Origin of the sequence: Pseudomonas sp. UBA5666 (assembly GCF_002420785.1) — a bacterium.
GTDB lineage: Bacteria > Pseudomonadota > Gammaproteobacteria > Pseudomonadales > Pseudomonadaceae > Aquipseudomonas > Aquipseudomonas fulva.
Map to the genome: position 1 here is coordinate 19,288 of NZ_DIIQ01000033.1, position 25,001 is coordinate 44,288.

The 25,001-nt window shown below is 64.5% G+C and carries 23 protein-coding genes; 7 read left to right on the plus strand and 16 right to left on the minus strand.

All coding sequences use genetic code 11. The annotated features are described in order from the left end of the window. Window positions 1-90: 90 nt before the first annotated feature. From B2Y33_RS14650 to cbiE, 10 genes are all read right to left on the minus strand, one after another. The gene (locus B2Y33_RS14650) at window positions 91-1,458 is read right to left on the minus strand and encodes a PepSY-associated TM helix domain-containing protein (protein WP_027915291.1); all 1,368 of its coding nucleotides are present in this window, start codon (window positions 1,456-1,458) and stop codon (window positions 91-93) included. A gap of 55 nt (window positions 1,459-1,513) precedes the next feature. Next, on the minus strand, window positions 1,514-3,574 hold the full coding sequence (locus B2Y33_RS14655) for a TonB-dependent copper receptor (RefSeq protein WP_206405538.1): 2,061 nt from the start codon (window positions 3,572-3,574) through the stop codon (window positions 1,514-1,516). A gap of 62 nt (window positions 3,575-3,636) precedes the next feature. Then, complete coding sequence (locus tag B2Y33_RS14660; RefSeq protein WP_206405539.1) at window positions 3,637-4,056, minus strand: DUF2946 domain-containing protein; 420 nt, start codon at window positions 4,054-4,056, stop codon at window positions 3,637-3,639. 19 nt (window positions 4,057-4,075) lie between these two features. Beyond that, window positions 4,076-4,555 (minus strand): copper chaperone PCu(A)C, encoded by a 480-nt coding sequence (locus B2Y33_RS14665; RefSeq protein WP_027915288.1) that lies wholly within the window; start codon window positions 4,553-4,555, stop codon window positions 4,076-4,078. 47 nt (window positions 4,556-4,602) lie between these two features. Continuing rightward, window positions 4,603-4,992 carry a DUF2946 domain-containing protein gene (locus tag B2Y33_RS14670; protein ID WP_027915287.1) on the minus strand — a complete coding sequence of 130 codons (390 nt, stop codon included), beginning with the start codon at window positions 4,990-4,992 and terminating at the stop codon, window positions 4,603-4,605. Window positions 4,993-5,130: 138 nt separating this feature from the next. Next, on the minus strand, window positions 5,131-5,985 hold the full coding sequence (locus B2Y33_RS14675) for an SPFH domain-containing protein (RefSeq protein WP_027915286.1): 855 nt from the start codon (window positions 5,983-5,985) through the stop codon (window positions 5,131-5,133). Between the two features lie 25 nt (window positions 5,986-6,010). Beyond that, window positions 6,011-6,448: an NfeD family protein gene (locus tag B2Y33_RS14680; RefSeq protein WP_027915285.1), complete on the minus strand. Its 438-nt coding sequence runs from the start codon at window positions 6,446-6,448 to the stop codon at window positions 6,011-6,013. Window positions 6,449-6,585: 137 nt separating this feature from the next. Further along, complete coding sequence (locus tag B2Y33_RS14685; protein WP_027915284.1) at window positions 6,586-7,305, minus strand: cobalt-precorrin-6A reductase; 720 nt, start codon at window positions 7,303-7,305, stop codon at window positions 6,586-6,588. Next, on the minus strand, window positions 7,302-8,396 hold the full coding sequence (locus B2Y33_RS14690; protein ID WP_110607096.1) for a cobalt-precorrin-5B (C(1))-methyltransferase: 1,095 nt from the start codon (window positions 8,394-8,396) through the stop codon (window positions 7,302-7,304). Before B2Y33_RS14690 ends, B2Y33_RS14685 begins: the two co-directional genes overlap by 4 nt. Continuing rightward, window positions 8,389-9,600 (minus strand): precorrin-6y C5,15-methyltransferase (decarboxylating) subunit CbiE, encoded by a 1,212-nt coding sequence (gene cbiE / locus B2Y33_RS14695; protein ID WP_125922146.1) that lies wholly within the window; start codon window positions 9,598-9,600, stop codon window positions 8,389-8,391. Before cbiE ends, B2Y33_RS14690 begins: the two co-directional genes overlap by 8 nt. Before the next feature lie 157 nt (window positions 9,601-9,757). Here cbiE and cobG point away from each other — a divergent pair, with 157 nt between their 5' ends. The 7 genes from cobG (at window position 9,758) to B2Y33_RS14730 (ending at window position 16,297) form a co-directional block, all read left to right on the plus strand. Then, a complete protein-coding gene (gene cobG / locus B2Y33_RS14700) occupies window positions 9,758-11,071 on the plus strand; it encodes a precorrin-3B synthase (protein WP_206405540.1) in 1,314 nt (437 codons plus the stop codon). Continuing rightward, window positions 11,064-11,690 carry a precorrin-8X methylmutase gene (locus B2Y33_RS14705; RefSeq protein WP_027915280.1) on the plus strand — a complete coding sequence of 209 codons (627 nt, stop codon included), beginning with the start codon at window positions 11,064-11,066 and terminating at the stop codon, window positions 11,688-11,690. The genes cobG and B2Y33_RS14705 overlap by 8 nt, the downstream gene beginning before the upstream one ends. Next, entirely contained in the window at window positions 11,690-12,421 is a 732-nt protein-coding gene (locus tag B2Y33_RS14710) for a precorrin-2 C(20)-methyltransferase (protein ID WP_104925741.1), read from the plus strand. Before B2Y33_RS14705 ends, B2Y33_RS14710 begins: the two co-directional genes overlap by 1 nt. After that, window positions 12,409-14,106 carry a precorrin-3B C(17)-methyltransferase gene (gene cobJ / locus B2Y33_RS14715; RefSeq protein WP_027915278.1) on the plus strand — a complete coding sequence of 566 codons (1,698 nt, stop codon included), beginning with the start codon at window positions 12,409-12,411 and terminating at the stop codon, window positions 14,104-14,106. Before B2Y33_RS14710 ends, cobJ begins: the two co-directional genes overlap by 13 nt. Before the next feature lie 116 nt (window positions 14,107-14,222). After that, window positions 14,223-14,906: a hypothetical protein gene (locus tag B2Y33_RS14720; RefSeq protein ID WP_027915277.1), complete on the plus strand. Its 684-nt coding sequence runs from the start codon at window positions 14,223-14,225 to the stop codon at window positions 14,904-14,906. Window positions 14,907-14,961: 55 nt separating this feature from the next. Beyond that, window positions 14,962-15,648, plus strand: a complete 687-nt coding sequence (locus B2Y33_RS14725) for a hypothetical protein (protein ID WP_206405541.1) — start codon at window positions 14,962-14,964, stop codon at window positions 15,646-15,648. Next, on the plus strand, window positions 15,641-16,297 hold the full coding sequence (locus B2Y33_RS14730; protein ID WP_206405542.1) for a hypothetical protein: 657 nt from the start codon (window positions 15,641-15,643) through the stop codon (window positions 16,295-16,297). Before B2Y33_RS14725 ends, B2Y33_RS14730 begins: the two co-directional genes overlap by 8 nt. Here B2Y33_RS14730 and B2Y33_RS14735 read toward each other — a convergent pair. The 6 genes from B2Y33_RS14735 to B2Y33_RS14760 form a co-directional block, all read right to left on the minus strand. Continuing rightward, on the minus strand, window positions 16,294-19,086 hold the full coding sequence (locus tag B2Y33_RS14735; RefSeq protein WP_206405543.1) for a hybrid sensor histidine kinase/response regulator: 2,793 nt from the start codon (window positions 19,084-19,086) through the stop codon (window positions 16,294-16,296). The genes B2Y33_RS14730 and B2Y33_RS14735 overlap by 4 nt on opposite strands. A gap of 149 nt (window positions 19,087-19,235) precedes the next feature. Then, window positions 19,236-20,525, minus strand: coding sequence for a phosphoribosylamine--glycine ligase (gene purD / locus B2Y33_RS14740; RefSeq protein WP_125922144.1), 1,290 nt, complete (start codon window positions 20,523-20,525; stop codon window positions 19,236-19,238). Window positions 20,526-20,624: 99 nt separating this feature from the next. Beyond that, the gene (gene purH / locus B2Y33_RS14745; protein ID WP_027915274.1) at window positions 20,625-22,232 is read right to left on the minus strand and encodes a bifunctional phosphoribosylaminoimidazolecarboxamide formyltransferase/IMP cyclohydrolase; all 1,608 of its coding nucleotides are present in this window, start codon (window positions 22,230-22,232) and stop codon (window positions 20,625-20,627) included. 81 nt (window positions 22,233-22,313) lie between these two features. After that, window positions 22,314-22,634, minus strand: a complete 321-nt coding sequence (gene fis / locus B2Y33_RS14750) for a DNA-binding transcriptional regulator Fis (RefSeq protein WP_023534526.1) — start codon at window positions 22,632-22,634, stop codon at window positions 22,314-22,316. Further along, entirely contained in the window at window positions 22,631-23,644 is a 1,014-nt protein-coding gene (gene dusB, locus B2Y33_RS14755) for a tRNA dihydrouridine synthase DusB (RefSeq protein ID WP_027915273.1), read from the minus strand. Before dusB ends, fis begins: the two co-directional genes overlap by 4 nt. 208 nt (window positions 23,645-23,852) lie before the next feature. Then, window positions 23,853-25,001: DUF3426 domain-containing protein (locus B2Y33_RS14760; protein ID WP_288633064.1), on the minus strand; the 1,149-nt coding region annotated here is incomplete at its 5' end.

Below are 25,001 nucleotides of genomic sequence, written 5' to 3' on the forward strand. Positions count from 1 at the left end.
ACAATAAAGCTGCACCGACCGGCAGGGCCGTGAAACGCTCGGCGGGCCTTTCGGCTCGCCTGAGGTTCCACGACAGCCGCCTACCGTGCCCTATGCCTGCGCCGCCAACCTGGCGCGCCGTACCATCAGGTTGTCGAGTACCCACATCAGCACCATCGACACCCCCACCAAGGGGAAGACGAGCCCCAATGCCAGCATCACTACCACGGCCGTCTTCCAGCGCGGCAGGTCGTGGCGCAACGGGGGGACGCCCAGGCCGCCTTCGGGCCTGCGCTTCCACCACATCACCAAGCCACTGACCGACCCCAGCAGAATCATCAGGCACACCAGCGCAATGACGATCTGGTTCAGCGGGCCGAACATCTTGCCCTCGTGCAGCATGACCCCCAGTTCCGTGGCGCGGGCCACAGGGCTGTAGTCCTGCCAGCGCACATCGGCCAGCACCTTGCCGGTGTACTGGTCCACATGCAGGGTGGCATCGTTGCGTGGATCGTCGGCGAACACCGCAACGGTGAATACGCCGTCGGCCGTGGTAGGCAAGGTAATGCTGTAGCCCGGCTCCACCTGCCGCGCCGTGGCGATGTCCTCGACCTGTTGCACGCCCACGTTCGGTGCGGCCGGTTGGCTGGACAGGGTGTGATGCCCGGCGTGCTCGGCATGGGCCCCGGACTGGGGCATCGGCGTGTTCTCCACGGCCCAGGGCACGGTCTGGCGGTGAGCATGGTTGAGCTCGCGTGCCTGCTGGTCCGACTTCGGCACATCGTTCCACATCGCTACCGGAAAGCGGTTCCACAGGTCGGCATATTGCTTGCCCCAGAACCCGGTCCAGGTCATGCCGCTGAGCAGCATCAACAACAGCAGCGCCGAGCCCCAGAACCCACTGACCGCATGCAGGTCGCGCCAGAACAGCCGGCCTCGGGCGGCCAGGCGCGGCCACAGTACGCCTGCGCCCAGGCGCCCGCGTGGCCACCACAGGTACAGGCCAGAAACCACCAGCACGATGCCCCAGCCTGCGGCCAGTTCCACCAGGCGATCACCCAGGGTGCCCACCATCAACTCGCCGTGCAGGGCGCGGGCGATGGCTTGCAGGTTGCGCTTGCCGTCCTGCTCGCCGAGGATCTTGCCGCTGTACGGGTCGACGAACACATTCAGCTCGCGCCCGCCGTCGTGCACCACGAACTGCGCACTGCGCTGCGCGTTCAGCGGCGGCAGGTACTGGCCCACATGGCCTTCGGGGTACGCCGTGCGCACCTCGGCCAGCATCACATCGGCCCCTTGGCGATGGTGGCCGGCCTCGACCACCATCAGGTCGCGGTACAGCCATGGATCGAGCTGTGGTTTGAACAGGTACACGAGCCCGGTAAGGGCCAGCAGGATCATGAAGGGGGCCACGAACAGCCCTGCATAGAAATGCCAACGCCAGGCCAGGTTGTAGAATGAAACGCGTGTTCCTCTCATGGGAACCTCCAGGTAAACGCACAGGGCGCGGTCACTGCCGCGCCCGCGGTGGATGTCAGAAGCTGAAATCGACTTTGGTCCAGACGGTCCGGCCGGGCTCGTTGACCGGTTGAGGGTCGCTGGCCGGGTAGCCGAAACCGGCGTTGCCTGCCAGGTTCAGGTGTTCGGCGTAGGTCTTGTCGAACAGATTGTCGACCCCGGCGCTGAGTTTCAGATTTTTACTGACCTTGTACGCGCCGTTGAGCGAGAACACCCCAAACCCTGCACTGGCGTCATAGTCCTTGCCGACCACATTGCCCTGGTTGAAGGCGATGCGGTTCTGCGCCGCGACCAGCCGCCAGAGCGCACCTGCACTCCATGCATCGCGGCTGTACGTCAGGCCCAGGCGGCTTTCCAGGGGCGGCATCTGGGGCAGCGCCTTGCCGTCGCTGCTGTTCTTGCCCCAGGCGTAGGCCAGCGTGGCATCGGCCTTCCAGGTATCGCTCAGCGAGTAGGCCGCACCCACCTCGCCACCCATGATGCGGGCGTCGATGTTCTGCGCCTTTGAAGCCCCCATGCCCATCATGCCGGTGCGGTAGTCGAACAAAATGTAGTCGCGGATCTGACCGACATAGCCCGAAGCCCAGGCTTCCAGCCGTTCGCTACGGTACTGGACACCAAAGTCGAGCTGGGTCGTTTTCTCGGGCTTGATGCCGTCGAAGGCATTGACCGACCCGGTGGGCGCCGTCTTCGGCGAAAACAGCTCCCAGTAGTCCGGGAAGCGCTGGGCGTGCCCAAGGCCGATGTAAGCCGTTGCCGGCAGGGCTGCCATGTCGTGTTCATAGCGCACGAAGCCGCTGGGCAGCGTATCGGCGCGGGTGTCGTTGCGGGTCGGACTGGCCTGACGCAGATCCCGCGCAGACGCGCGGTCCAGGCGGGCACCGGTGATGACCCGGTCGTCGCCGCTGAGCGACCAGGTCAGCTCGCCGAACACGCCGTAATTATGGAAATCGGCATCCTTGGTCCAGGCCTGGCCTTTGTGCGCGTCTACACCCATGCCGCCGCGCTGGCGATGCGCGTTGGTCTGCGCGTCGATACCGCTGATCAACTGCACATCGGCCCAGCGCCAGGTCGCCTTGATGCGTGCGCCCATCGTGCGGCGGTCGACGTTGCTGACCATTGGCATGCCCATCATGCCGCTGCCAGAGGGTGTGCGCAGGCTGTAGTTGTCCATTACATGGTCGGCATAGTTGTAATAAGCCTGGGCTTCGAGCTTGTCGAGGACCTCGCCCAGGTTGGACTTTTCAAAGCGCAGGCCCAGGCTTTCACGCTTGAACTGCGAACCGTCCATGCCCCGACCGGCATAGCGCGCCTCCCCATCGCCCTTGCCCGCGGTGAGTTCGAGCAATGTATCGGCATCGGGCGTCCAGCCCAAGGCGACATCGCCGTTCCACTTTTCCCAGCGCGACGGTACCGAATCGCCAGCCCCGTCGTGGTAGTCATCAGCGCGCGACTGATTGCCGACGAAACGGGCATAGGCCTGGCTGTTGCCGGCGGCAGCGTCCAGCACCTTGTCGAAGCGGCCATTGGAGCCGGTGAGCAGGCTGGCATTGACGCGGCTGCCAAGGGTGCCGAATACCTCGGGATCACGCTCGAACAGGACAGTGCCTGCCGAGCCGCCCGGCCCCCAGATCACGCTCTGTGGGCCCTTGATCACGGTCAGTCGGTCGTAGGTTTCCGGGGCGATGTACGAGGTTGGGGCATCCATGCGGTTAGGGCAGGCGCCCAGCATCAGCCCGCCATTGGTGAGGATGTTCAGCCGCGAGCCGAACATGCCGCGCAGTACTGGGTCGCCGTTGGTGCCTCCGGCACGAATGGCCGAAAAACCGGGGATGGTTTTCAGGTAATCGGCACCGTCACTGGCCGGCACGGGCTGGCGAGGGTCCTTGGGGTTGGTGACCACGGTCAGTGGCGAACTGGGGGCGATGGCGGTGATCACCGTAGGGCCGAGTTCAGGTGCATCGGATGAATGGGCAAGGTGCCCAGGGTCTGCCGCCAGTGCGACAGGCGTCAACAACGAGCCACACAGGGCGGCGATGGTCCCGCGCAGGGACAAAAGAGGGGTGCAGCCGGACATAAGGATTCCAGTCGATCAGTCGTGAGAAGACGCGAAGCGATCAGGCTTCGCGCGCAAACGGGTCAAACACTGATCGATGCAGGCGGCGCGCGGCTGCGGGCGCCGGGGAAGACGGCCTGCCTGGCATGCCCGTGGCGCGTGGCAGGCTGAAAGTGGACTTGAGGCAGGGCGGCTGCCAGGTTGAGCGGGCTGAGCGCCTGGGGCAATGCAGGGCAGTTGAACAACAGGCTGCAATAGCCGCACTTCTCCCACATCACATGAAGCTGGCCGTCCTGGCTCGGGCCGTGATGAGCGTCGCCATGCTGATGAGCAGCCGGCATCGGCATGGGCATGCCGCCGCCGTGGTGATCCATGGGCATCGACTGGGAAACCAGCGGCCCGATGAAAATCATCCACATGGCGAACAGGCTCAGCCATCCGCCACCGGCGCGCCTGCGATCAGGGCGGGTGGTACGGGGCTGGCGGTGTGGCAGCGAGCGCATCACGCCCTGTCAGCGCCAATCAGTGCTGATGGGCCTGCGGCTGGCCGGTCGGCGGCGCTTTCTGCACCGCCACTTGCACGGTGACGGGGCCAGCTTTCTCGAAGCGAAGGGTCAGCGGGAAACGCTGGCCATCGGTCAGCAGGCTGCGATCCTTGGGCTGCATGAGCATCACATGGTAAGCGCTGGGCGCGAACACCAGATCCTTGCCTGCAGGCACTACTACGTTTGGCACTTGCTGCATGCGCATGGCACCGGCCGCGCTCATGGCGTGCGCATGCAACTGGGTGTCATCGCTGATAGGGGACTCGGCGCTCAGCAGACGGTCATCGGTGTTGCCATTGTTGTGCACCACGAAATACGCGGCGACGTTAGGGGCATTGGGCGGCAGCTGCAAAGACCAGGGATGAGCGATATGCAGGTCGCCTACGGTGTATTCGTGAGCATGGGCGAAGACGGCGGGCAGCAGGAGGGCGGCCACGGCAAGGGCGTGCTTGAGCATGATGGATGTCCCGATGAAATGAGGTTCAGGCAGACAGCGAGAAACACTCAGGCAAGCGGGGAGGCACGGGGATTGAGCGCGGGCCGGAGCTGGCGCGGCGTAGGCGTGGGTGGCGCATCCAACGACAGTGGACCGGCAAGACGCACAGGCGGGGCATGCAGTTGTAACGCTTGGCCGCCTGATGCGAGCGGCGGCGCAGCACCCAGGCAGCACCAGCAGTGCATCGTGCTGGCGCTGTCATCGCTTTGCGGACCCAGGTCGATCTTGGCCAGGGCCTGCACATCGACCTTGGCTTTGTTGGCCATGCTGGAACAGAACGCCCCCCACAGCAGTTGCTCTGCCGGGCCTTTGGGCGCAGCAGAGGACAACGGCATGGCCAGCAGGTTGAACAGCACCGCTAGGCAGGCTATCCAGGCGATGTGCCGACGTGGGGGCATGGAGAGATCCGGTCAGGAATCGTGGCGACTATTGTACGGCCGAGTATAAGCAAATTTGGCGGGGTGCGGTGACGTGACGCAGGTGGCGTGCATGGCGGCTGGCTTCGCGATGCTCTGGCACCGCGAAGCCGTTCAGGTTCAGGCCTTGTGGCGGCCCATCAGGCCGCGTACGGTTTCCTGCAGGTCGGCCGGCAGTACCACCACCTTGGCGTTAGTGCTGCTCGCCAGGTTTTCCATGGCGCCAACGTAGCGCTCACCGAGCAGGTACATGGCCGGGACGGTTTCGTTGCCGACCGCTTCGGTGACCAGCGAGATGGCCCGCGCCGAAGCTTCGGCCAGGCTGATCTGCGCCTCGGCATCCAGCCGGGCGGCTTGCAGGCGCGCTTCGGCTTCGAGTACTGCCGCCTGCTTGGCGCCTTCGGCACGGGTGACGTCGGCCTTGCGCTCCCGCTCGGCGGCCGCCTGGCGCTCCATGGCCAGTTGCATGTTCTGGGACGGCTTGATGTCCTGGATTTCTACCGAGCGTACGGTTACGCCCCAGTCCTCGGTCTGCTCGGACATGGCCTCGCGCAGGCGCGCTTTGATCTGTTCGCGGCTGGAGAGGGCTTCGTCCAGGTCCATGGCGCCGACGATGGCGCGCAGGGATGTCATGGTCAGGCTGGTGACGGCAAAGGCATAGTTCTGCACGCCATAGGACGCCTTCTGCGGGTCGATGACCTTGGCGAAGCACAGGGCGTTGGCGACGATGACGGCGTTGTCGCGGGTGATGATTTCCTGTTCCTGCACGTCGAGGATGATGTCCTTGGTCGGCAGGCGATAGGCGACTACGTCCATGTAGGGGATGACGACGTTGAGGCCAGGCTTGAGGGTGGTGTGGTAGCGGCCCAGGCGCTCGACGATCCATTCCTCGCCCTGGGGGACAATGCGCACCCCCTTGAACACGGTGATCAGTACGAACAGGGCGATGGCGCCGACGACGATGAGGCTGGTCATGATGACAAATTCCTTTTTTACGGATTCAGGCCCGCATGACGCGGGCGGTATTTCCTTCGACGGCGATCAGGCGTACCCGCTCGCCTGCCGGGATGGTGGTATCGGCAATGCAGGTCCACTCCTCGTTGCCCAATACGGGCTTCTGGAAGCGCACCCGGCCTTTCTGGAACTCGGACACACCTGTGGTCAGCAAGCCGACCTCGCCGATCACGCTGGCGGCGGTCCAGCGCTCATCGGGCTGCTTGCGGCGAAACACCTTGAACCACAGCAGGGTAGTCAGCGATGACAGCACGACCCAGAGCAGCCCTTGCATGGCCAGTTCCAGGCCTGGAAACGCCAGGGAAACCAAGGCCACCAGCACGGCGCCGATACCGAACCAGAGGATGAAGAACGTAGGCAAGACCAGCTCGAGCAACGTCAGCGCGATGCCGAACACCAACCAGATCCACCATTGCAATTCCATATCAGGCACGTCTTCCGAGGGGGGCGCCCGAGTTTAAGGCAGGACTGCGACACATGGCCACTTGCGGGCGCTCGGAAAAAGCCTAAGGGTGTGTAGGAGTCCAACCCCACTAGGCGCGATGCAAGGGGCTTTCGCCACTAAGCAAACAAGGCCGCTACCAGTTCCGGCAGGGCATGGAACGTCCGATCGGTGATCGGCAATGTCGGGCGCTTGAGAATGAACACCGGCAGACCCAGCGCGCGGGCTACCTCCAGCTTGGGTTCGGTGGCGACGCTGCCGCTGTTCTTGCTGATCAGAACGTCGATGCGCCGGTCGATGAACAGCGCACGTTCCTGGTCCAGGTCGAAAGGCCCGCGTGCACCGATCACCTCGCAGCGCGCATTGCCAGGGCAGGCCTGCAAGGCGCGCAGGGTCCAGAACTGGCCATCCGGGATGGCGTCCAGGTGTTGCAGGGGTTCCCGACCCAGGGTGAACAGCGGTCGGGCATAAGGCCCAATGCCCTGCATCAGCGCCGGCCAGTCTTCCACTTCTCGCCAGTCATCCCCCGCTTGTGCCTGCCAGGCTGGACGGTGCAGGGCCCAGCAAGGAATCCCGACACGCTGCGCGGCGCTGGCCGCGTTGGCGCTGATACGAGCGGCATAGGGGTGGGTGGCATCGACCAGCAGTGTGATGCCGTTTTCACGCAGGTACTGGGCCAGCCCCTCGGTCCCTCCGAAGCCGCCCACGCGTACCTGGCACTGCAGGTCGTCGGGCACCCGGCCGATGCCGGCCAGGCTGTAGATGTGGTCTGGGCCCAGCAGGCGCGCGATGGCCAGCGCCTCGGTAATGCCGCCGAGCAACAGAATGCGCGCGTTCATGGCTGACCCGCCCGGCCGACGATGCCGCCCTGGCGGTCGATGGCGACCACCTCGACGCTGACCTGCGCCGGCACGACGCTGCGGGCGAAGGCGAGGGCATGCTGGCACACGGCATCACCCAACTGCACACCCGCGCTATGGGCCAGCGCCAGGGCTTGCTGGCTGGTGTTGGCGGCCACGATGGCTGCCTGAAGCGCCAGATCGGCCCCGCCTGCCGCCGCCCAGCCCGCCAACTGTGGCAGGTCGATGCTCGAATGACGGCTGTGCAGGTCCATGTGCCCGGCGGCGAGCTTGCTGATCTTGCCAAAGCCTCCGCACAGGGTCAGGCGGGGCACCGGGACCTTGCGCAGGTGCTTGAGTACCGCGCCCACGAAGTCGCCCATCTCGATCAGTGCGATTTCCGGCAGCCCGTAGACACGACGCATGGTGTCCTCACTGGCGTTGCCGGTGCACGCGGCGATGTGGGTGTAGCCGTTGGTGTGTGCCACATCGATACCTTGATGGATGGAGGCAATGTAGGCTGCGCAGGAGAAGGGGCGGACGATTCCGCTGGTGCCCAGGATCGACAGGCCGCCGAGGATGCCCAGGCGTGGGTTCATGGTCTTGAGCGCGAGGGCTTCACCGTCCCGCACGTTGAGGGTGACCTCGAACCCGCCGGTGTAGCCGCATTCGACGGCCAGGCCCTGCAGGTGGTCCGTGATCATGCGCCGTGGCACCGGGTTGATGGCCGGTTCGCCCACTGCCAGAACCAGCCCCGGCCGGGTCACGGTGCCCACGCCTGCGCCCGCGACGAAGTGCACACCGGGCTGGACACGCAGGCGTACCTGGCTGAACAGCAGTGCACCGTGGGTCACGTCCGGGTCGTCGCCGGCGTCCTTGAGGGTGCCTGCTTCGGCGTAATCGTCGACCAGCCGGCAGAACTCAAGGCGCATCTGCACCACCTTGCCCTTGGGCAGGGTGATGCTCACCGCGTCGCTGTCTGCACCGGTGAGCAGCAGACGCGCTGCCGCCAGGCTGGTCGCGGTGGCGCAGCTGCCAGTGGTCAGGCCACTGCGCAGCGGGGCGGCCTGTTCGCGGGTTTCTTCACGCATCGGCCGGCTTGACCACGTCGAGCAAGGTGATGGGCAATGCTTGGCGCCAGGTATCGAAGGCACCCAGGGGCTGGGCATGGGCAACATGGATGCGGGTCAGTTCGCCGCCGTGCTGCTCCTTGAAGTGGGCCAGGGCCAGTTCGCTTTGTACCGTCACGGCGTTGGCCACCAGCCGTCCGCCTGGGCGCAAGCTGGACCAGCAGTGGGCTAGAACCCCTGGACGGGTGACTCCGCCACCAATGAACACCGCATGCGGGGGTTCCAGCCCGTCCAGTGCCATGGGGGCTTTGCCGCGCACCAGGTGCAGACCAGGCACGCCCAAGGCATCGCGGTTGTACTCGATCAACCCCTGACGGCCCTCGTCGGCCTCGATGGCCACTGCGCGGCATGCCGGGTGTGCACGCATCCATTCGATGCCGATCGAGCCGCAGCCCGCGCCCACGTCCCAAAGCAGTTGCCCAGGCTCCGGGGCCAGCCGGCCCAGGGTGATGGCGCGCACATCGCGCTTGGTCAGTTGGCCGTCATGCCGGTAGGCGTCATCGGGCAGGCCTGCCAGACGGTGCAGGCGCGGCGCTTCGGGCGCTGCCACGCATTCGATGGCCACCAGGTTGAGCGCGGCCGTTTGCCCGTGCTGCCACGTGGATGCATGCCCGTGCAACTGGCCCTGAGCCTCGCCACCCAAGTGTTCGAAGACCCACAGGCGGCTGGGGCCGAAACCCCGTTCGCGTAACAACGCTGCAATTGCCGCCGGGCTGTCTCCATCGTTGCTCAATACCAGCAGACGCAGCCCACCATGCAGGTGCGCGTTGAGTGCGGCCAGAGGCCTTGCCACCAGCGACACCACCTGCACGTCCTGCAGCGCCCAACCCAGGCGCGCAGCCGCCAGGGCGCACGAGGAGGGCATCGACAGCACCTGCATCTCGTGGGCAGGCACCTGGCGCGCCAGGCTGGCGCCCACCCCATAGAACATCGGGTCGCCACTGGCCAGCACGCACACAGGCGCGCCACGCAGCGCAAGCACGGGCGCGAGCGAAAAAGGGCTCGGCCAGTGCAGCCGTTCGCCGGTCACGCAACGCGGCAGCAGGGCCAGCTGGCGGGGGCTGCCGAAAATCCGCGCGCCACTGAGCAGCGCTCGGCGAGCTTGTTTGCCCAGACCGCTGAAACCGTCTTCGCCGATGCCTACTACCGTCAGCCAGGGTGCCATTGATACCTCTAGAGTTCGTGCGTGTGCAGCACGCCCAATTGTGCCTTTACCCGAAAGATGCTCGACCACCGGCTTTTCATGCGGGCGGCCAAAGCAGGCATAATACCGCGCCTTCTCCACTCAAGCGCAGTTTCACGGATTGCCGGACACCTCAGCGATGCCACCTCACGCTTCCTACAGTTCGCCTCGCCCCTCGGCTTGCCCGGGGTTGTGGCGCATCGTCAGCGCCCTGGATGGCGGCATCTGCCGGATCAAGCTGCCGGGCGGGGTGTTGCTGGCCCAGCAGGCCGAGGCCGTCGCCAGCGCCGCCGAGCGCTTCGCAGGCGGTGTGATCGAGGCCACCAACCGGGGCAACCTGCAGATCCGTGGCGTGGGGCCTGATCACCCGGGCCTGGTAGCGGCGCTGCTCGCCGCTGGGCTGGGCCCGCGTGAAGCGGCCGGCGACGATGTTCGCAACCTGATGCTCAGCCCCCTGGCCGGGCTTGACCCAGCGGGGGTGCTGGACGTCAGGCCGCTGGCAGGGCAGATCCTCGACCTGCTCGAGGGCACGCCACGCTTTCACGCGTTGTCGGCCAAGTTCGCCCTTCAGCTCGATGCTGGTGAACGCCTGGCCATGCTCGATCACCCGCACGACCTGTGGCTTTCGGTGCTTGAGCTTGAGCAGCGGCCCTGGCTCGCATTCGGCCTGGCCGGCAGCCTTGGTGAGGGTGACGTACTGGGTGCGGTGCCGTTCAGCCAAGGCCTGACCCTGGTGCGCGCCGTGCTCGAACGTTTTCTGGACCTGGCCACCCCAACCCAGTCGCGCATGCGGCATGTGCTGCAGGCCTGCACGGCAGCCGATTTCATCGGTGGGCTTGGCGTGGCGTTGCGCCAAGACCCCACCGTGCTGGGCTGGCGCCGACCGGTTCGCCCGGTGACGTGGCTGGGGGCACTGCCTCAGCGGCGTGGGGTTGCGCTGGGCGTGGCCCCGCCACTGGGGCGGCTTACCCCGGCCATGCTGCGTGAAGCGGCGCGTGTCGCGCGTGAACAGGGCGACAGCAGCCTGCGCTTGACCCCCTGGCAGAGCCTGGTGCTGCCCAACCTGGCGCCCGGCGGCCTCGACCAGGCGCAGCGCAGCCTGATGACGGTCGGGCTGCTCTGCCACGCGGCCGAGCCCCTGGTGCGCATCAGCGCCTGCACCGGCGCCAGCGGCTGTGCCAAGGCCTTGAGCGAGACGAAGGCCGACGCCGTGGCATTGGCCGCATTATTGGGCCCCGGGGCGCCTGCCAGCGTGCATCTTACTGGCTGCCCCCGGTCCTGTGCCCTGGCCCACACCGCCCCGGCCACGCTGCTGGCCTGCGCGCCCGGGCGCTACGATCTTTACCAGCGTGATCCCCGCCTGCCGGGGTTCGGCGCCCTGCGCGCCACTGACATTACCTTGAATGAAGCAGGCGCCATGCTCGACCTGCCGACGGAGCACCTTGATGATTGACTACATCCGCGATGGTCAGGAGATCTATCGCAATTCCTTCCGGATCATTCGTGAGGAAGCCCGACTTGAGCGGATTCCCGCAGACCTCGAAAAGCTTGCGGTGCGCGTGATCCATGCCTGCGGCATGGTCGATGCGATCGATGGCCTGCAATTCTCCGAAGGCGCCGGCCAGGCGGGCCGCCAGGCCTTGCTACGTGGCGCACCGATCCTGTGCGATGCGCACATGGTCGCCGAGGGCATCACCCGGGCACGACTGCCGGCGAACAACCCGGTGATCTGCACCTTGCGCGACCCGAGCGTACCGGACCTTGCCAAGGCCGCTGGCAACACCCGCTCCGCCGTTGCCCTGGAGCTGTGGCGCCCACACCTTGAAGGCAGCGTGGTGGTGATCGGCAACGCGCCGACGGCGTTGTTCTACCTGTTGGAAATGCTCGATGCCGGCGCGCCGCGCCCAGCGCTCATCCTGGGGTTTCCCGTCGGCTTCGTTGGCGCTGCCGAATCCAAGGCCATGCTGGCGGCCGACAGCCGTGGCGTGCCCTTCGTGATCATGCAGGGGCGGCTGGGCGGTAGTGCCATGGCCGCCGCGGCCGTGAATGCCCTGGCCACGGAGGTGGAGTGATGGCCCCGCGTGGACGCCTGATCGGCCTTGGCGTAGGGCCGGGTGACCCTGAACTGATCACGCTCAAAGCCCTGCGCCTGCTGCGCGAGTCGCCCGTGGTCGGCTACTTCGTCGCCAAGGGCAAGCGCGGCAACGCATTCGGCATCATCGAAGCGCACCTGCAACCCGAGCAGACGCTGCTGCCGCTGGTCTATCCGGTGACCACCGAAGCCTTGCCCGCCCCCCTGTCCTACGAGCAGGTGATCAGCGATTTCTATGACGAAGCCAGCGTACAGGTGGCCGAACACCTGGACGCAGGGCGTGATGTGGCGGTGATCTGCGAGGGTGACCCGTTCTTCTATGGCTCCTACATGTACCTGCACGACCGCCTGGCACAGCGCTACGAAGCGCAAGTGATTCCTGGCGTGTGCTCCATGCTCGGTGGAGCCTCGGTGCTGGGTGCACCGCTGGTCTATCGCAACCAGAGCCTGTCGGTGCTCTCTGGCGTCTTGCCGGCCGAAGAACTCAAGCGCCGCCTGGCCGACGCCGATGCGGCCGTCATCATGAAACTGGGGCGCAATTTCCCCAAGGTGCGGCAGGTGCTCGGTGAGCTGGGCCTGCACGCGCGTGCGCTGTATGTGGAACGCGCCACCATGGCCAACCAGAAAATCGTACCGCTGGACCAGGTTGACCCACAGTCCTCGCCGTATTTTTCGCTGATCATCGTGCCGGGGGAAAAATGGCAGGGCTGAACACGCAGGTAGCACCGGCCATCGTCATCCTGGGACAGGGCAGCCTGGCCACTGCCCGTTGCCTTCAGCAGGTCTACGCCCAGGCCACGATTCACGGCCTGCAAGGGCGCGTTCAGGGTGCAGACCAGGATTACAACGCCTTTGGCGATCTGCTGCGCAGCCTTTACCAGCGCGGTACGCCGATCATTGCCTTGTGCGCTGCGGGTATCGTGATCCGCAGCCTGGCCAGCCTGTTGGGGGAGAAGGGCAGCGAGCCGCCGGTGCTGGCCGTGGCAGAAGACGGCAGCGCCGTGGTGCCCCTGCTCGGTGGCCTCAGTGGCGTCAACCAGATGGCACGGGACATGGCCTCGGCGCTGGGTGTGTCAGCGGCCATCACCACCAGCGGCGAGTTGCGCTTTGGTACGTGCCTGCTCAACCCGCCCCAAGGTTACGCCTTGGCGGACCTGGAACAAGGCAAGCGCTTCGTTTCCGACCTGCTGGCCGGGGAGCCGGTTCGCATCGAGGGTCAGGCGCCGTGGCTGGCGCAGGCACAGTTGCCTGCCAGTGATGCCGCGCAGCGCACCATCCATGTAGGCCATCTGGCGCGTCCCGCCAGCCGAGACGAGCTGTTGATTCATCCCCGCTCCGTCGTGGTCGGTGTCGCAAGCGGCGATTTGCAGATGATTCGTGACGCGCTGCAGCAGGCCGGTATTGCGCAGGCGTCACTGGCCTGCGTGCTGGCCGATGAGCGGGCCATGGCGGACACCCGGTTGCAGGCTGCCGCGCAGGCGCTGGGTGTCGAATTGCGCTTTGCCGCAAGGCCCGACGATGTGGCTGGCATGGTGGGCGCTGCACTGCCCGATGCGCGGTTGCAGTGCCAGGGTGAGGTGGTCATCGCCGTGGCACCTGCGCCGATCGAAGTGGCTCAGGTTGGCCGTCGCCGCGGGCGGCTGGCGGTCATCGGTCTGGGGCCAGGCGCAGCGGAGCTGATGGTGCCAGCGGTCAAGGCTGAGCTGGCCCGGGCCGAGGATGTGCTGGGCTACGAAACCTATGTACGAATGGCAGGGCCGTTCCGGGACGATCAGGTGCTGCACTGCACCGACAACCGTGAGGAGATGCAGCGCGCCCGGCACGCATTCGAACTGGCCGCGCGTGGCCGTTCGGTGGTGGTGGTGTCATCGGGGGACCCAGGCGTATTCGCCATGGCCGCTGCGGTGCTCGAGGCGTTGCACGCGTCCACGGACGCTGCCTGGCACGCTGTCGACCTGGAGATACTGCCTGGTGTATCGGCCTCCTTGGCAACGGCTGCACAGGCTGGCGCGCCGCTGGGACATGACTTCTGCGTGATGTCGCTGTCGGACAATCTCAAGCCCTGGTCGATCATCGAGAAACGCCTGGACCTCGCTGCCCAGGCCGATCTGGTGCTGGCCTTCTACAATCCGATTTCCAAAGCACGGCCGCACCAACTTGGGACCGCGCTGGACGTCGTACGCCGGCACCGTGGTGCTGATACACCTGTAGTCCTTGGCCGTGACATTGGTAGGCCGGGTCAGACTTTGCGCGTCGTCTCTTTGGCCCAACTGGTGCCAGAAATGGTCGATATGCGCACCATGGTGCTGGTGGGCTCATCGACCACGTGCACGTTCGAACGCCCAAATGGTGGGCAGTGGGTCTACACGCCGCGGTGGTATGGCGCCAAGCCCTGAAGCACGGTAGCTCGATCCGAGGGGGAAGCGTTTCGGCGCAGGATGAGCAGCGTCGAGCGGTTAGGTTCAAGGCCGAAGCCACCTGGTTTCGACCGGACCTAACTGGAGCCTTTGACATGACCACCAACAAAGAAAACCTTGAACTGCAAGTCTTGCCTGACATGAACCTGTTCGTGTTCCCCGACACCATGAGCGAGGCCAACCGTACTGCGGCCAAGGCCTGCCACGCCCTGGCTACCCAAGGCGCCAACAAGCAGCACCACCCGATCCAGGAAACCCAGGCCTGGTTCAACCAGTACGTGTTCCTGATGTCGAAGATGGGCTGGACACCCACGCGCGTTGATGTTCAGCGCATTACCCAGAGCGACAGGCACCTGGAAATCAGCAACCTGGTTGGCAAGGGGCTGCAAGCTGCCTATGGCGCCTTTACTGGTGACGTGGCCTCGGCGCTGGAAGGGTTGGGCAAGACCGTCGTTTCCGCACTGGCTGCCAGCACCAAGAATGTCGAACTGCTGGACCGCAAGTCCGTGGAGGATGACCGCAACAGCCTGAGCCTGAACAAGTGTGAGCAGACCGGTGCTGGCCAAGTCGCCATGATGGTGAGCGCAGTCCAGACCGATGCCAAGCCTGACAAGAAAGCCAACTACCTGTTGGCCAAATGGGAGAGCAGCGGCACCACCAACTATGCCTGCGGTGCCGTGCTGAACCTTGATCAGCGCCAGTACGAGAAAGTACGCGCCGTTGTTGAAACCAAGCTCGACGACAACGCCCTGGAAGTGTTGCTGGCCCTCGAAATCTAACCTGTCGGTATGGCTCACCGGAGCCTTGGCTTCGGTGAGCCTGGAGGGTGCATCAATGTCAAATAACTACAGCGTGTGGCGCAATGGCAACAGCCTGGTGCTCGTCGACAAGACCATCAGCGAGTCCTGCAGGCTCGACATGCTCAATATCCAGCTGGCGGCCTACCTCGCCGCGTGCAATGGCGATGTCTCAGGGGTTGATGGGGACAGCTGGCTCAAGGAATACATACGTGTGCAGAGCGGTTTCGGCTGCACGCTAGCCACGCTACGGTCGCAAACGACACCCATGGTGCCGGTTGCCGCTTTCAGGCCTTGGACCATGCTTTGCGACAGCCTTCTCCAGGCTACGCCTCACCACCTTCGCGAAGCTGTCGCGCAGTGCCTGGAAGCCTGCGCAAGCAGTGAAACATGTGATAACCGGATAGGGGGGCGCTGTGACCTTGGCGAACCCCTTGGCGACACCTGCCTGCACCACGCGCATGCCGAGGTTCGGCTGGTGCTGCCTGACTATTCCATCATCAGCACTCAATTGAGCCTGGGGAGTCGAGAGCCGCTTGATTCTGACTGGCTCTGGCAACTGTTCGACCCTCAGGCGGTGCAGGCGTGCTGGCAGTTCCAGGGGCAGTACTTGATCGATTCCAGGCGTATGAACCTCATTGGGCCGGGGCTTGCAAAAAAACTTCAGGCCAAGCTCGCCCTTCATCGCAGCGAAATCAGCGTGCAGGAGCCGAACCATGACTAACACCGACGCATCATCGATCGCCGGCCAGCTGGTACACAGCAGTGTGCTGGTCTTTTTGCCAGGCGTATGCCCGCAAGCACGTTCAGACATACTGCTGGCCAACGCCTTTGCTCAGCAGGTGGCATGGGGGGATTTGAAAGACGGTCTTGAACCTGACTGGTTCAGGAATTACTGGCGCAACCTCGCTGCCCTGGGCTTCGATGGCAAGCTGGCGCCAGCAGGGCGGCGGCCGGGGCCTGACCGGGGCAGCCTCGCTGCGCAGGCAATCGAGCACATCAGCCAAGCGGGCTCTGCCCGTCTGGGCGAAGCGGCCAACCAGGCGCTGGAGGCCTTACGTCGTGATGACAAGGCTCTGAAACTGTTCAGCGCCCATTCGATCGTGGGCACTCAAGCGCGTGTGCAGTTATTGCCCTGCGCCCAGCAGTCCAATGGCTTCATCGACATGGTGCTGCTGCACATGGATGTCTCGATGGAAAAAAGCGCCAGCGACTTCCTGTTCATGGGCGCGAGCAACGGAATCAGTGTGAGAGACCTTCGACTGGAAGTGATCCATTTCAATCTGCAAGGATTTCGTGAGGATTATCGGCGCCGGGCAGAGGCCAGTGTTGCGCGAACGGCCGAGCGCGTCATCAGGGATTTGGTGCTCTAGTTGCGCGGCGAGCTGCCGTCCGGACCCATGCCCTGATCGGCATTGGCCGGCTGCTGGCTGGCCCAGTATTGAATCAACTCTCGCAGTTGCGACAATTCGACGGGCTTGGCCATGTGGCCGTCCATGCCGGCTTGCTTGGCACGGTCCTTGTGCTCGGCAAGGATATGCGCGGTCAGCGCAACGACGGGCGTGTGCGCGCGCTGGTTGGCGGCTTCCCATTCGCGCAGGCGCCTGGTTGCCGAGAAACCATCCAGAACTGGCATTTCGCAATCCATGAGCACCAAGTCATAGCGCTTGGCTTTCATCGCTTCAAGAGCTTCTTCGCCGTTGGACGCGGTATCGGGCTGCAGGCTCAGCTTGCCGAGCATACCGCGGATGACCTTGGTCGAAATGGTGTTGTCCTCTGCGACCAGCACGCTGAAATGCGGGGGCAGGTCGAGCGCCTGGGGCTGGCCGGGTGCAGCCGCCGGCAGCGCCTGCTCGCGGCCGCGTTGAGCCAGTTCTTCGGCCAGGGTGGTCTTGAGTGTGTAGCCAGCCACCGGTTTGGCCAAGATCCGCTTGATCCCGGCGTTGCGAGCGATGACCTTGCTGGGCGCGTTGCTGATACCGGTCAGCATGACCACCAGAATGTCGTGATTGAGGCTGGGGTCTTCCTTGATCTTGGCGGCCAGTTGCATGCCGGTCATGCCGGGCATGTTCTGGTCCAGGAGCACCGCGTCGAAGTAATCGCGAAGATGAGCCTTGGTACGCAATAGGGCCAGGGCCTCCTTGCCCGAAGGCACTGCGCTGACATTCATGCCCCAGGCGCTGCACTGTTGGACCAGCACCTTGCGGCACGTGTCGTTGTCGTCCACCACCAGTACCCGCGCGTCGCGCAGCGGTCCGTCCAGGTCGGTCGGAGGTTGCTCGAGGCAGGCTGGGTCCAGCGGCAAGTTCAGCCACAAGGTATTGCCGGTGCCGGTGCTGCTCTTGATGCCGAATTCCCCATGCATAAGGCCAATCAGCTGCTTGGCGATCACCAGCCCCAGGTGGCCGCCCAGTCGATTGCTGGACAGGAAATGCCTGCTGTGCAGTTCTGCCTGCAACAGCGCCTCGCGATCGGCTGCCGGCAAGGGGTCGCCGCTGTCCTGTACGGCGATGCGCAAGCGGGGCACCTCGCCGCGCTGGTCCAGTGCAACGACGAGCAGGATTTCCCCCTGGCCGGTGTTCTTCAGTGCGTTTTCCATCAGGCTCGACAGCGCCTGACGCAAGCGGGTGGGGTCGCCACTGACCACGCGGGGCACCTGGGGCTGGGTGAAGCTGATCAGCTCGATGTTCTGCTGCTCGGCCTTGGCCCTGAAGATGTTCAAACAGTCTTCGATCAGCGCGTTGAGGTCGAACTGGACGTCGTCGAGTTCGATCTGGCGGGACTCGAGCTTGGAGATATCGAGTATCTCGTTGATCAATGTGAGCAACTCGTTGCCCGCGCTGTGAATGGTCTGGACGTAATCGCGCTGCTTGACCGATAACGGCGTGCCCAGCAGCAGTTCGGTCATGCCCAGCACGCCATTCATGGGGGTACGTATTTCGTGGCTGATCTTGGCCAGAAACTCGGCCTTGGCGTTGATTTCGGCGTCACTGGCCGCCAAGGCGCGGCTGACACTGAAGCGCTCTTCGTTGATACGCCGCAGCCGGTCGCTGACCGCCAGGTTCAACAGCAGCCCGCTCGCCACCGCCAGCCCCAACAGAATGCACAGCAACCAAGGCGTGGAGGTGCGCGTAAGCCCAAGCAGGGCAGGCAGCAGCACCAGCCCGCCAACGTTGAAGATGATCATCGCCAGACCGAACAAACGGGCCGGTGCGTAACCTCGGTACCAATGGTAGCTGCTGACCACCAGCATCGTGACGCTGCCCAGTGCCATCAAGGCATAGGTCATGAGATTGAGCGGCAAGGTATCGATGAACAGCAGCACGATCCCGCTCACTCCCACCAGCAGCATCTCGCCGCTCAACAGCCGGTTAAGGCGCGGCGTGTTGCGCGGTGCGAAGAAGTGCTGGGTGAAATACAGCCCAGCCAGCCCCGCCAGTACCAGCGTAAGGTACGCCGCTGGCGTCTGGGCGCTGTACCACACATGCCACCATGGGCCGCTGAGGTTCAGCAGGATCAGGCCACTGAGCAACATCAGGCCATGGTAGAACGCCAGGATCAGCGCAGTGCTCGAGCGGCTGTAGATGAAGCGAATCAGGTTATGCAGGATCAGCATCACCAGGCCACCGAACAGCATGCCGAACAGCAACGGCTGGGTCTGGTTGGCGGCGGCTCGCGCAGCAGGCTCCAGGCTGATGGCCGGGCGCAGTTGGTGTTCCGATACCAGGCGCAGGTAGATATCCAGGCCTTGCTTGCTGTTGGGCAACGGCAGCACGTGGTCGCTGCCGCGCAATGTGGGGTTGGCACTGCCGGCTTGGCGGCCGTGATGCAGGTGGCGTATCAGCTTGTCGCCTTGCAGCGCATACAGGTCCAGACCCGACAGATCAGGTGCGAAGACGCGCAGCAATTGTTCCTGCTCACCAGGCTCTAGCCGATAATGCAGCCACAGGGCCTGGTCGGGGGGCGCCGCATCGAGTTCTGCCAGCTCCAGCGGGCTGAACTGGTTGCGATAACGGTCCGAGCGCACGTCGCTCAGTTGCAGGTTGCCTTGTTCGTCGAGCAGCAGGGCCCAGCCACTGTCATGTTCCGCCATCGCGGGGAGCATGCAGATCAGGGTCAGCAAGCTGACGATCAACGCTGAGGCAATCCGGAGCCGGCGCACTACGAAATCCCTTCTTGGCCCATGTGCGGGGTGCTAACTATGCGCGGCGTGCCGAGTTGAAGGCAAGGCCCGCGGGCACGCCGACAAGACGGTTGCCGTGCGCCCGGCTGCACTGGCCCGGGCGCCTCGACATTACAGCGGTGAAGCGGTTATTGCTCGCCACGTTCCCGGGCAATGGCCCGGTAGCCGATATCGGTACGGTAGAAGCTGCCGTCCCAGGTGATCTGCTCGGCCAGGCGATAGGCTTGCTGCTGGGCGGACTCGACGGTTTCACCCATGGCGGTGGCGCACAGCACGCGACCCCCAGCGGTCACCACGTCACCGTCCTTCAAGGCAGTGCCTGCATGGAATACCTTGCCTTCGAGCTTCGCAGCCGCCTCCAGGCCCGAAATGGCTGCGCCCTTGGCGTAGTCACCCGGGTAGCCGCCTGCGGCCAGCACCACGCCCAGGCTGGGGCGTGGGTCCCACTGCGCTTCGACCTTGTCCAGGGCCTTGGCAAAGGCCGCTTCGATGAGCAGCACCAGGCTCGATTCCAGGCGCAGCATGATCGGCTGGGTTTCCGGGTCGCCGAAGCGGCAGTTGAATTCGATGACCTTGGGGTTGCCCGCCTTGTCGATCATCAGGCCAGCATACAGGAACCCGGTGTAGACATTGCCTTCCTCGGCCATGCCGCGCACGGTCGGCCAGATCACCTGGTCCATGACCCGCTGGTGCACGTCGTCAGTGACTACCGGGGCAGGGGAGTAGGCACCCATGCCGCCCGTGTTCGGGCCGCTGTCCTGGTTGCCGACGCGCTTGTGGTCCTGGCTGGTGGCCATGGGCAGCACGTTGTGGCCGTCGACCATGACGATGAAGCTGGCTTCCTCGCCATCGAGAAATTCCTCGATGACCACGCGTGAACCCGCTTCCCCAAAGGCATTGCCCGCGAGCATGTCACGCACGGCGGCTTCGGCTTCTGCCAAGGTCATGGCGACGATCACGCCCTTGCCAGCGGCCAGGCCATCGGCCTTGATGACGATCGGCGCGCCTTTTTCCTGCAGGTACGCCAGGGCCGGTTCGATTTCGGTGAAGTTCTGGTAGTCGGCCGTCGGGATCTTGTGGCGGGCCAGGAAATCCTTGGTGAACGCCTTGGACCCTTCCAGCTGGGCAGCGCCCTGGGTCGGACCGAAGCAGTCCAGGCCACGGCTGCGGAACAGGTCGACCACACCGATGACCAGGGGCGCTTCCGGGCCGACGATGGTCAGGTCGACGTTCTTCTCGGCAAAATCAGCCAGTTGCTCCAGGGCGCAGACGTCGATCGCGACGTTCTCGCACTTGGCCTCGATGGCGGTGCCAGCGTTGCCCGGGGCCACGAAGACTTTTTCGACGCGTGGGTCCTGGGCGACTTTCCAGGCCAGGGCGTGCTCACGGCCGCCGCTGCCGATGATCAAAACTTTCATGTCAAAACCTCTAGATCTGTCGAGCGAGAGGCCCTGCCTCTCGCTGTGCCAGGTCGCACCGCGGCAGTTGCCTACCTGGGTGCGGCCGATTGCCGTGAATCAGTGGCGGAAGTGGCGCATGCCGGTGAACACCATGGCGATACCGGCTTCATCAGCGGCAGCGATCACCTCGGCGTCACGCATCGAGCCACCTGGCTGGATGACCGCGCTGATGCCGACCTTGGCCGCATTGTCGATGCCGTCACGGAACGGGAAGAAGGCGTCCGAGGCCATGACGGCACCCTGCACCTGCAAGCCGGCATGCTCGGCCTTGATGGCGGCGATACGGGCGGAGTTGACACGGCTCATCTGGCCCGCGCCCACGCCGATGGTCTGGCGCTGCTTGGCATAGACGATGGCGTTGGATTTGACGAACTTGGCCACTTTCCAGGCGAACACCAGGTCGTGGATCTCTTGCTCGGTCGGTGCACGCTGGGTGACGATCTTCAGGTCATCGGCCGTGATCATGCCGATGTCACGGCTCTGGACCAGCAGCCCGCCGTTGACTCGCTTGAAGTCCCAGCCGGCAGCCCGCTCAGCTGGCCACTCGCCACATTCGAGCAGGCGCACGTTCTGCTTGGCTGCAACCACATCGCGGGCAGCCTGGGAGATCTTCGGTGCGATGATCACCTCGACGAACTGGCGCTCGACGATGGCCTTGGCGGTTTCGCCGTCCAATTCGCGGTTGAAGGCAATGATGCCGCCGAAGGCCGATTCGGTGTCGGTGGCGTAGGCCAGGTCGTAGGCTTTGCGGATACCGCCTTCGTCTTCAGGCACCACGGCCACGCCACACGGGTTGGCATGCTTGACGATGACGCAGGCCGGCTTGACGAAGCTCTTGACGCACTCGAGCGCCGCGTCGGTGTCGGCCACGTTGTTGAAGGACAGCTCCTTGCCTTGCAGCTGCACGGCAGTGGAAATGCTGGCTTCGCCTTTCTTGGCTTCCACGTAGAACGCCGCACGCTGGTGCGGGTTCTCGCCGTAGCGCATTTCCTGGGCCTTGACGAACTGGGTGTTGAAGGTGCGCGGGAAGTCGCCGCGTGCTTCGGTGCTCAGGGTTTCCTTGGCCTGGTCCACGGTGCCCATGTAGTTGGCGATCATGCCGTCATAGGCTGCGGTGTGCTCGAAGGCCTTGAGCATCAGGTCGAAGCGCTGGGCGTAGGTCAGGCCGCCGGCCTTCAGGCCCTCGACGACGCTGGCGTAGTCACCGGCGTTGACCACGATGGCCACGTCCTTGTGGTTCTTGGCAGCCGAGCGGACCATGGTCGGGCCGCCGATGTCGATGTTCTCGATGGCGGTAGGCAGGTCGCAGCCAGGCTTGGAGATCGTGGCTTCGAAGGGGTACAGGTTGACCGCCACCAGGTCGATGGGCTTGATCCCGTGCTCGTTCATGATCGCGTCGTCGGTGCCGCGGCGACCGAGGATGCCGCCATGGATCATCGGGTGCAGGGTCTTGACCCGGCCATCCATCATTTCGGCGAAGCCGGTGTAGTCGGCCACTTCCACCGCGTTGACACCGTTGTCCTTGAGCAGCTTGTAGGTGCCGCCGGTGGACAGTATCTCGACGCCGAGCTGTTGCAGCTCACGGGCAAATTCGAGGATACCGGTCTTGTCGGAGACGCTGATCAGGGCGCGGCGGACTGGCAGGCGGGTAGTCTGGTCGGTCATTTCGGGTTCCAATAACGCGGTGGAGTCAGCAAAAAAGGCGTCTGTGTTGAGACAGGCGCCTTTTTCGATCGGGATTCTGGCTTACAGCAAGTCGTATTGCTTGAGCTTCTTGCGCAGCGTGCCTCGGTTCAACCCGAGCATCTCGCTGGCTTTGGTCTGGTTGCCCTTCACATAGCTCATCACGCTTTCAAGCAGCGGCGCCTCGACTTCGGAGAGCACCAGGTTGTACACGTCCGTGACGGTCGCGCCTTCGAGGTGGGCGAAGTAGTTGTGCAGCGCCTTCTCGACGCTGTCGCGAAGGGTCTGGCCCTCTTCGCTCGGCGTGTTCAGGTGCTGTTTCAGGTTGGCGTTGTCGCTCACGGGCGTTGTTCCACTCACAAATGTTTCGGTCATCATCGTCATGCGGCCACCCCTTGTCCGTCCTCTGTCTCAAGGCTCTGTCGACGTTCACTGAAAAACGCGCGAACGTTGGCGCACTGCGCTTGTGTGTCTTCCAAAGCGTTGAACCGGGAGCGAAACTCCTTGCCGCCGGGTCGTGTCGCCAGGTACCAGCCCACGTGCTTGCGGGCGATCCGCACACCCATGACATCGCCGTAGAAGGCGTGCAGGGCGGCCAGGTGCTCCAGCAGGATGCGTTCCACCTCGTCCAGCTGCGGCGCTGGCAACTGCTCGCCAGTGCGCAGGTAATGCTCGATCTCGCGAAAGATCCAGGGCCGGCCTTGAGCGGCCCGGCCGATCAGCAGGCCATCGACGCCCGTGGCGTCGAGCACTGCCTTGGCCTTTTGCGGCGAGGTAATGTCGCCGTTGGCGAAGACCGGAATGGACACCGCTTGCTTGATAGCGGCGATGGTGTCGTATTCGGCTTCACCGGTGTACAGGTCGGCGCGTGTGCGGCCATGCACCGCAAGCGCCTGGATGCCAGCCTGTTCGGCTATTTTCGCCACGTTCAGGCCATTCTTGTTGGCCCGGTCCCAGCCGGTGCGGATCTTCAGCGTCACCGGAACATCCACGGCGCCCACGACGGCCCGCAGAATGTCGCTGACCAAGGCTTCATCTCTCAATAAAGCAGAGCCTGCCGCCTTGTTGCAGACTTTTTTTGCCGGGCAGCCCATGTTGATATCGATGATCTGGGCGCCCGCGGCGACATTGGCCTGTGCAGCCGCCGCCATCATCTGTGCGTCGCCCCCGGCGATCTGGACCGAGCGCGGCTCGGGATCTCCTTCGTGGATGCGGCGCAGGCTCGACTTGCGGCTGTTCCACAGGGACAGGTCGCTGGAGACCATTTCCGACACCACCATGCCTGCGCCCATGCGCTGGCAAAGTGTTCGGAACGGCTGGTCCGTGACCCCAGCCATGGGTGCGAGGATCAGGTTATTGCGCAGTGTATAAGGGCCGATGCGTACCGCCGACATAGGTGTTCCCTGTTGTGGGGCCGAATCTTGAGGTTCGAAAAAGGGTTGGCATGATACCCGCTCTGGATGACCGGATAAAGATGGATTTGGATAAAATCTGAACAACTGAGGGTTGCCGCCCCTGCACCCTGGGCTCCGGGTCGTCAGACCCCGGACAAGCGGCATCATGGCCGGCGCAGCGGCAGCGTACCGGGTTGGCCGTCAGGGTTTATTCCGGCGAGCGGAAGCTCAGGCTGTAGTTCACCGCTCGCTGACCTGGGTCAAGAATATCCAGCGCGATGTGGATTGGCGTCTGGCTGGGCATTTCGCCGCGTCCGGCCAGCTCCCCGGACAGGTATTCGGCCGGCTTGAAACGGCGACTGGCGATCAGCTGGCCATTGAGGTCCGAGAAGCGCAGTTCGAGCAGTGGAAAGGGTTGGGCGAAGGGGGCACGGTTATAGATGATGGCGTCCACGATCAGCGCACCTTTGAAGTCCGGATGGCTGCGCACCACCAGGTTGCTGCTCTTGATCCGGTTCACATCGACACGAGAGGGGACCTGGCAGCCCACGGCCGGACACACCTGCTCGAACAGCGGGCGGTACTGGTCCTGTCGGGACAGCTCGTCGAAATGGAACCAGACGTACTGCAAGGCGAGCATGGCAGCAGCGATCAGCGTCAACCCACCCCACAGCAGGCGCTTGCCCCAGGCCGGGGCCGGCTTCTCCCAGCCCAGTTGCAGCGGGTCGTCCACCACATCCACCAAGGGTTCCTTGCGCCTTGGGCGTTCGGCCTTGTCAGTGACCTCAGGCTCCATGCGCCCCATGGGCAACGGCGCTTCGTCGTGTTCATCGTCGGCGCGCAGGCTGGTTGCCAAGGGTTCGTCGTCGTGCGCGGTGAGGCCGGCAATCGACACCTCGTCATCGTCTTCGGGTCGCAGTGGCGCTCCCAGTTTTGGCTCATCCTCATCCGTCACGATGCTGCCCAGCGGCGGCTCATCTTCTGCGTCTGCGTCCAGGCCGGCGGTGAAGGTCGGCTCGGTACGCGCCTCGCGCCGCGAATCTGCCTGGGGAGCAGGCTCGAGTACGGGGGCAGCAGCAGCCTGTTCCGGTTCAAACGGCTCGCCTGCTGCAGTGCCGAACACTTCGTCCAGGTGTTCGTCCGCGTCCTCCTCGTGACGCCGTGCCTGCAGCATGGACGCCTGATCGGCCTCACGCACCTGTACGGGCGCGTGGCGGCGCTCCAGGCGCTCCAGTTCCTTGTCCAGGTCGAGCTCGTCCAAGGCCTGGGCGGTCTGGGCCCAGGCCTCGTCGTCCGGCGCGATGGGGTGCACGTGCGCGGGGGTGGGCGCGGCAGGCTCCGGCGCTGCCTCGGTGGC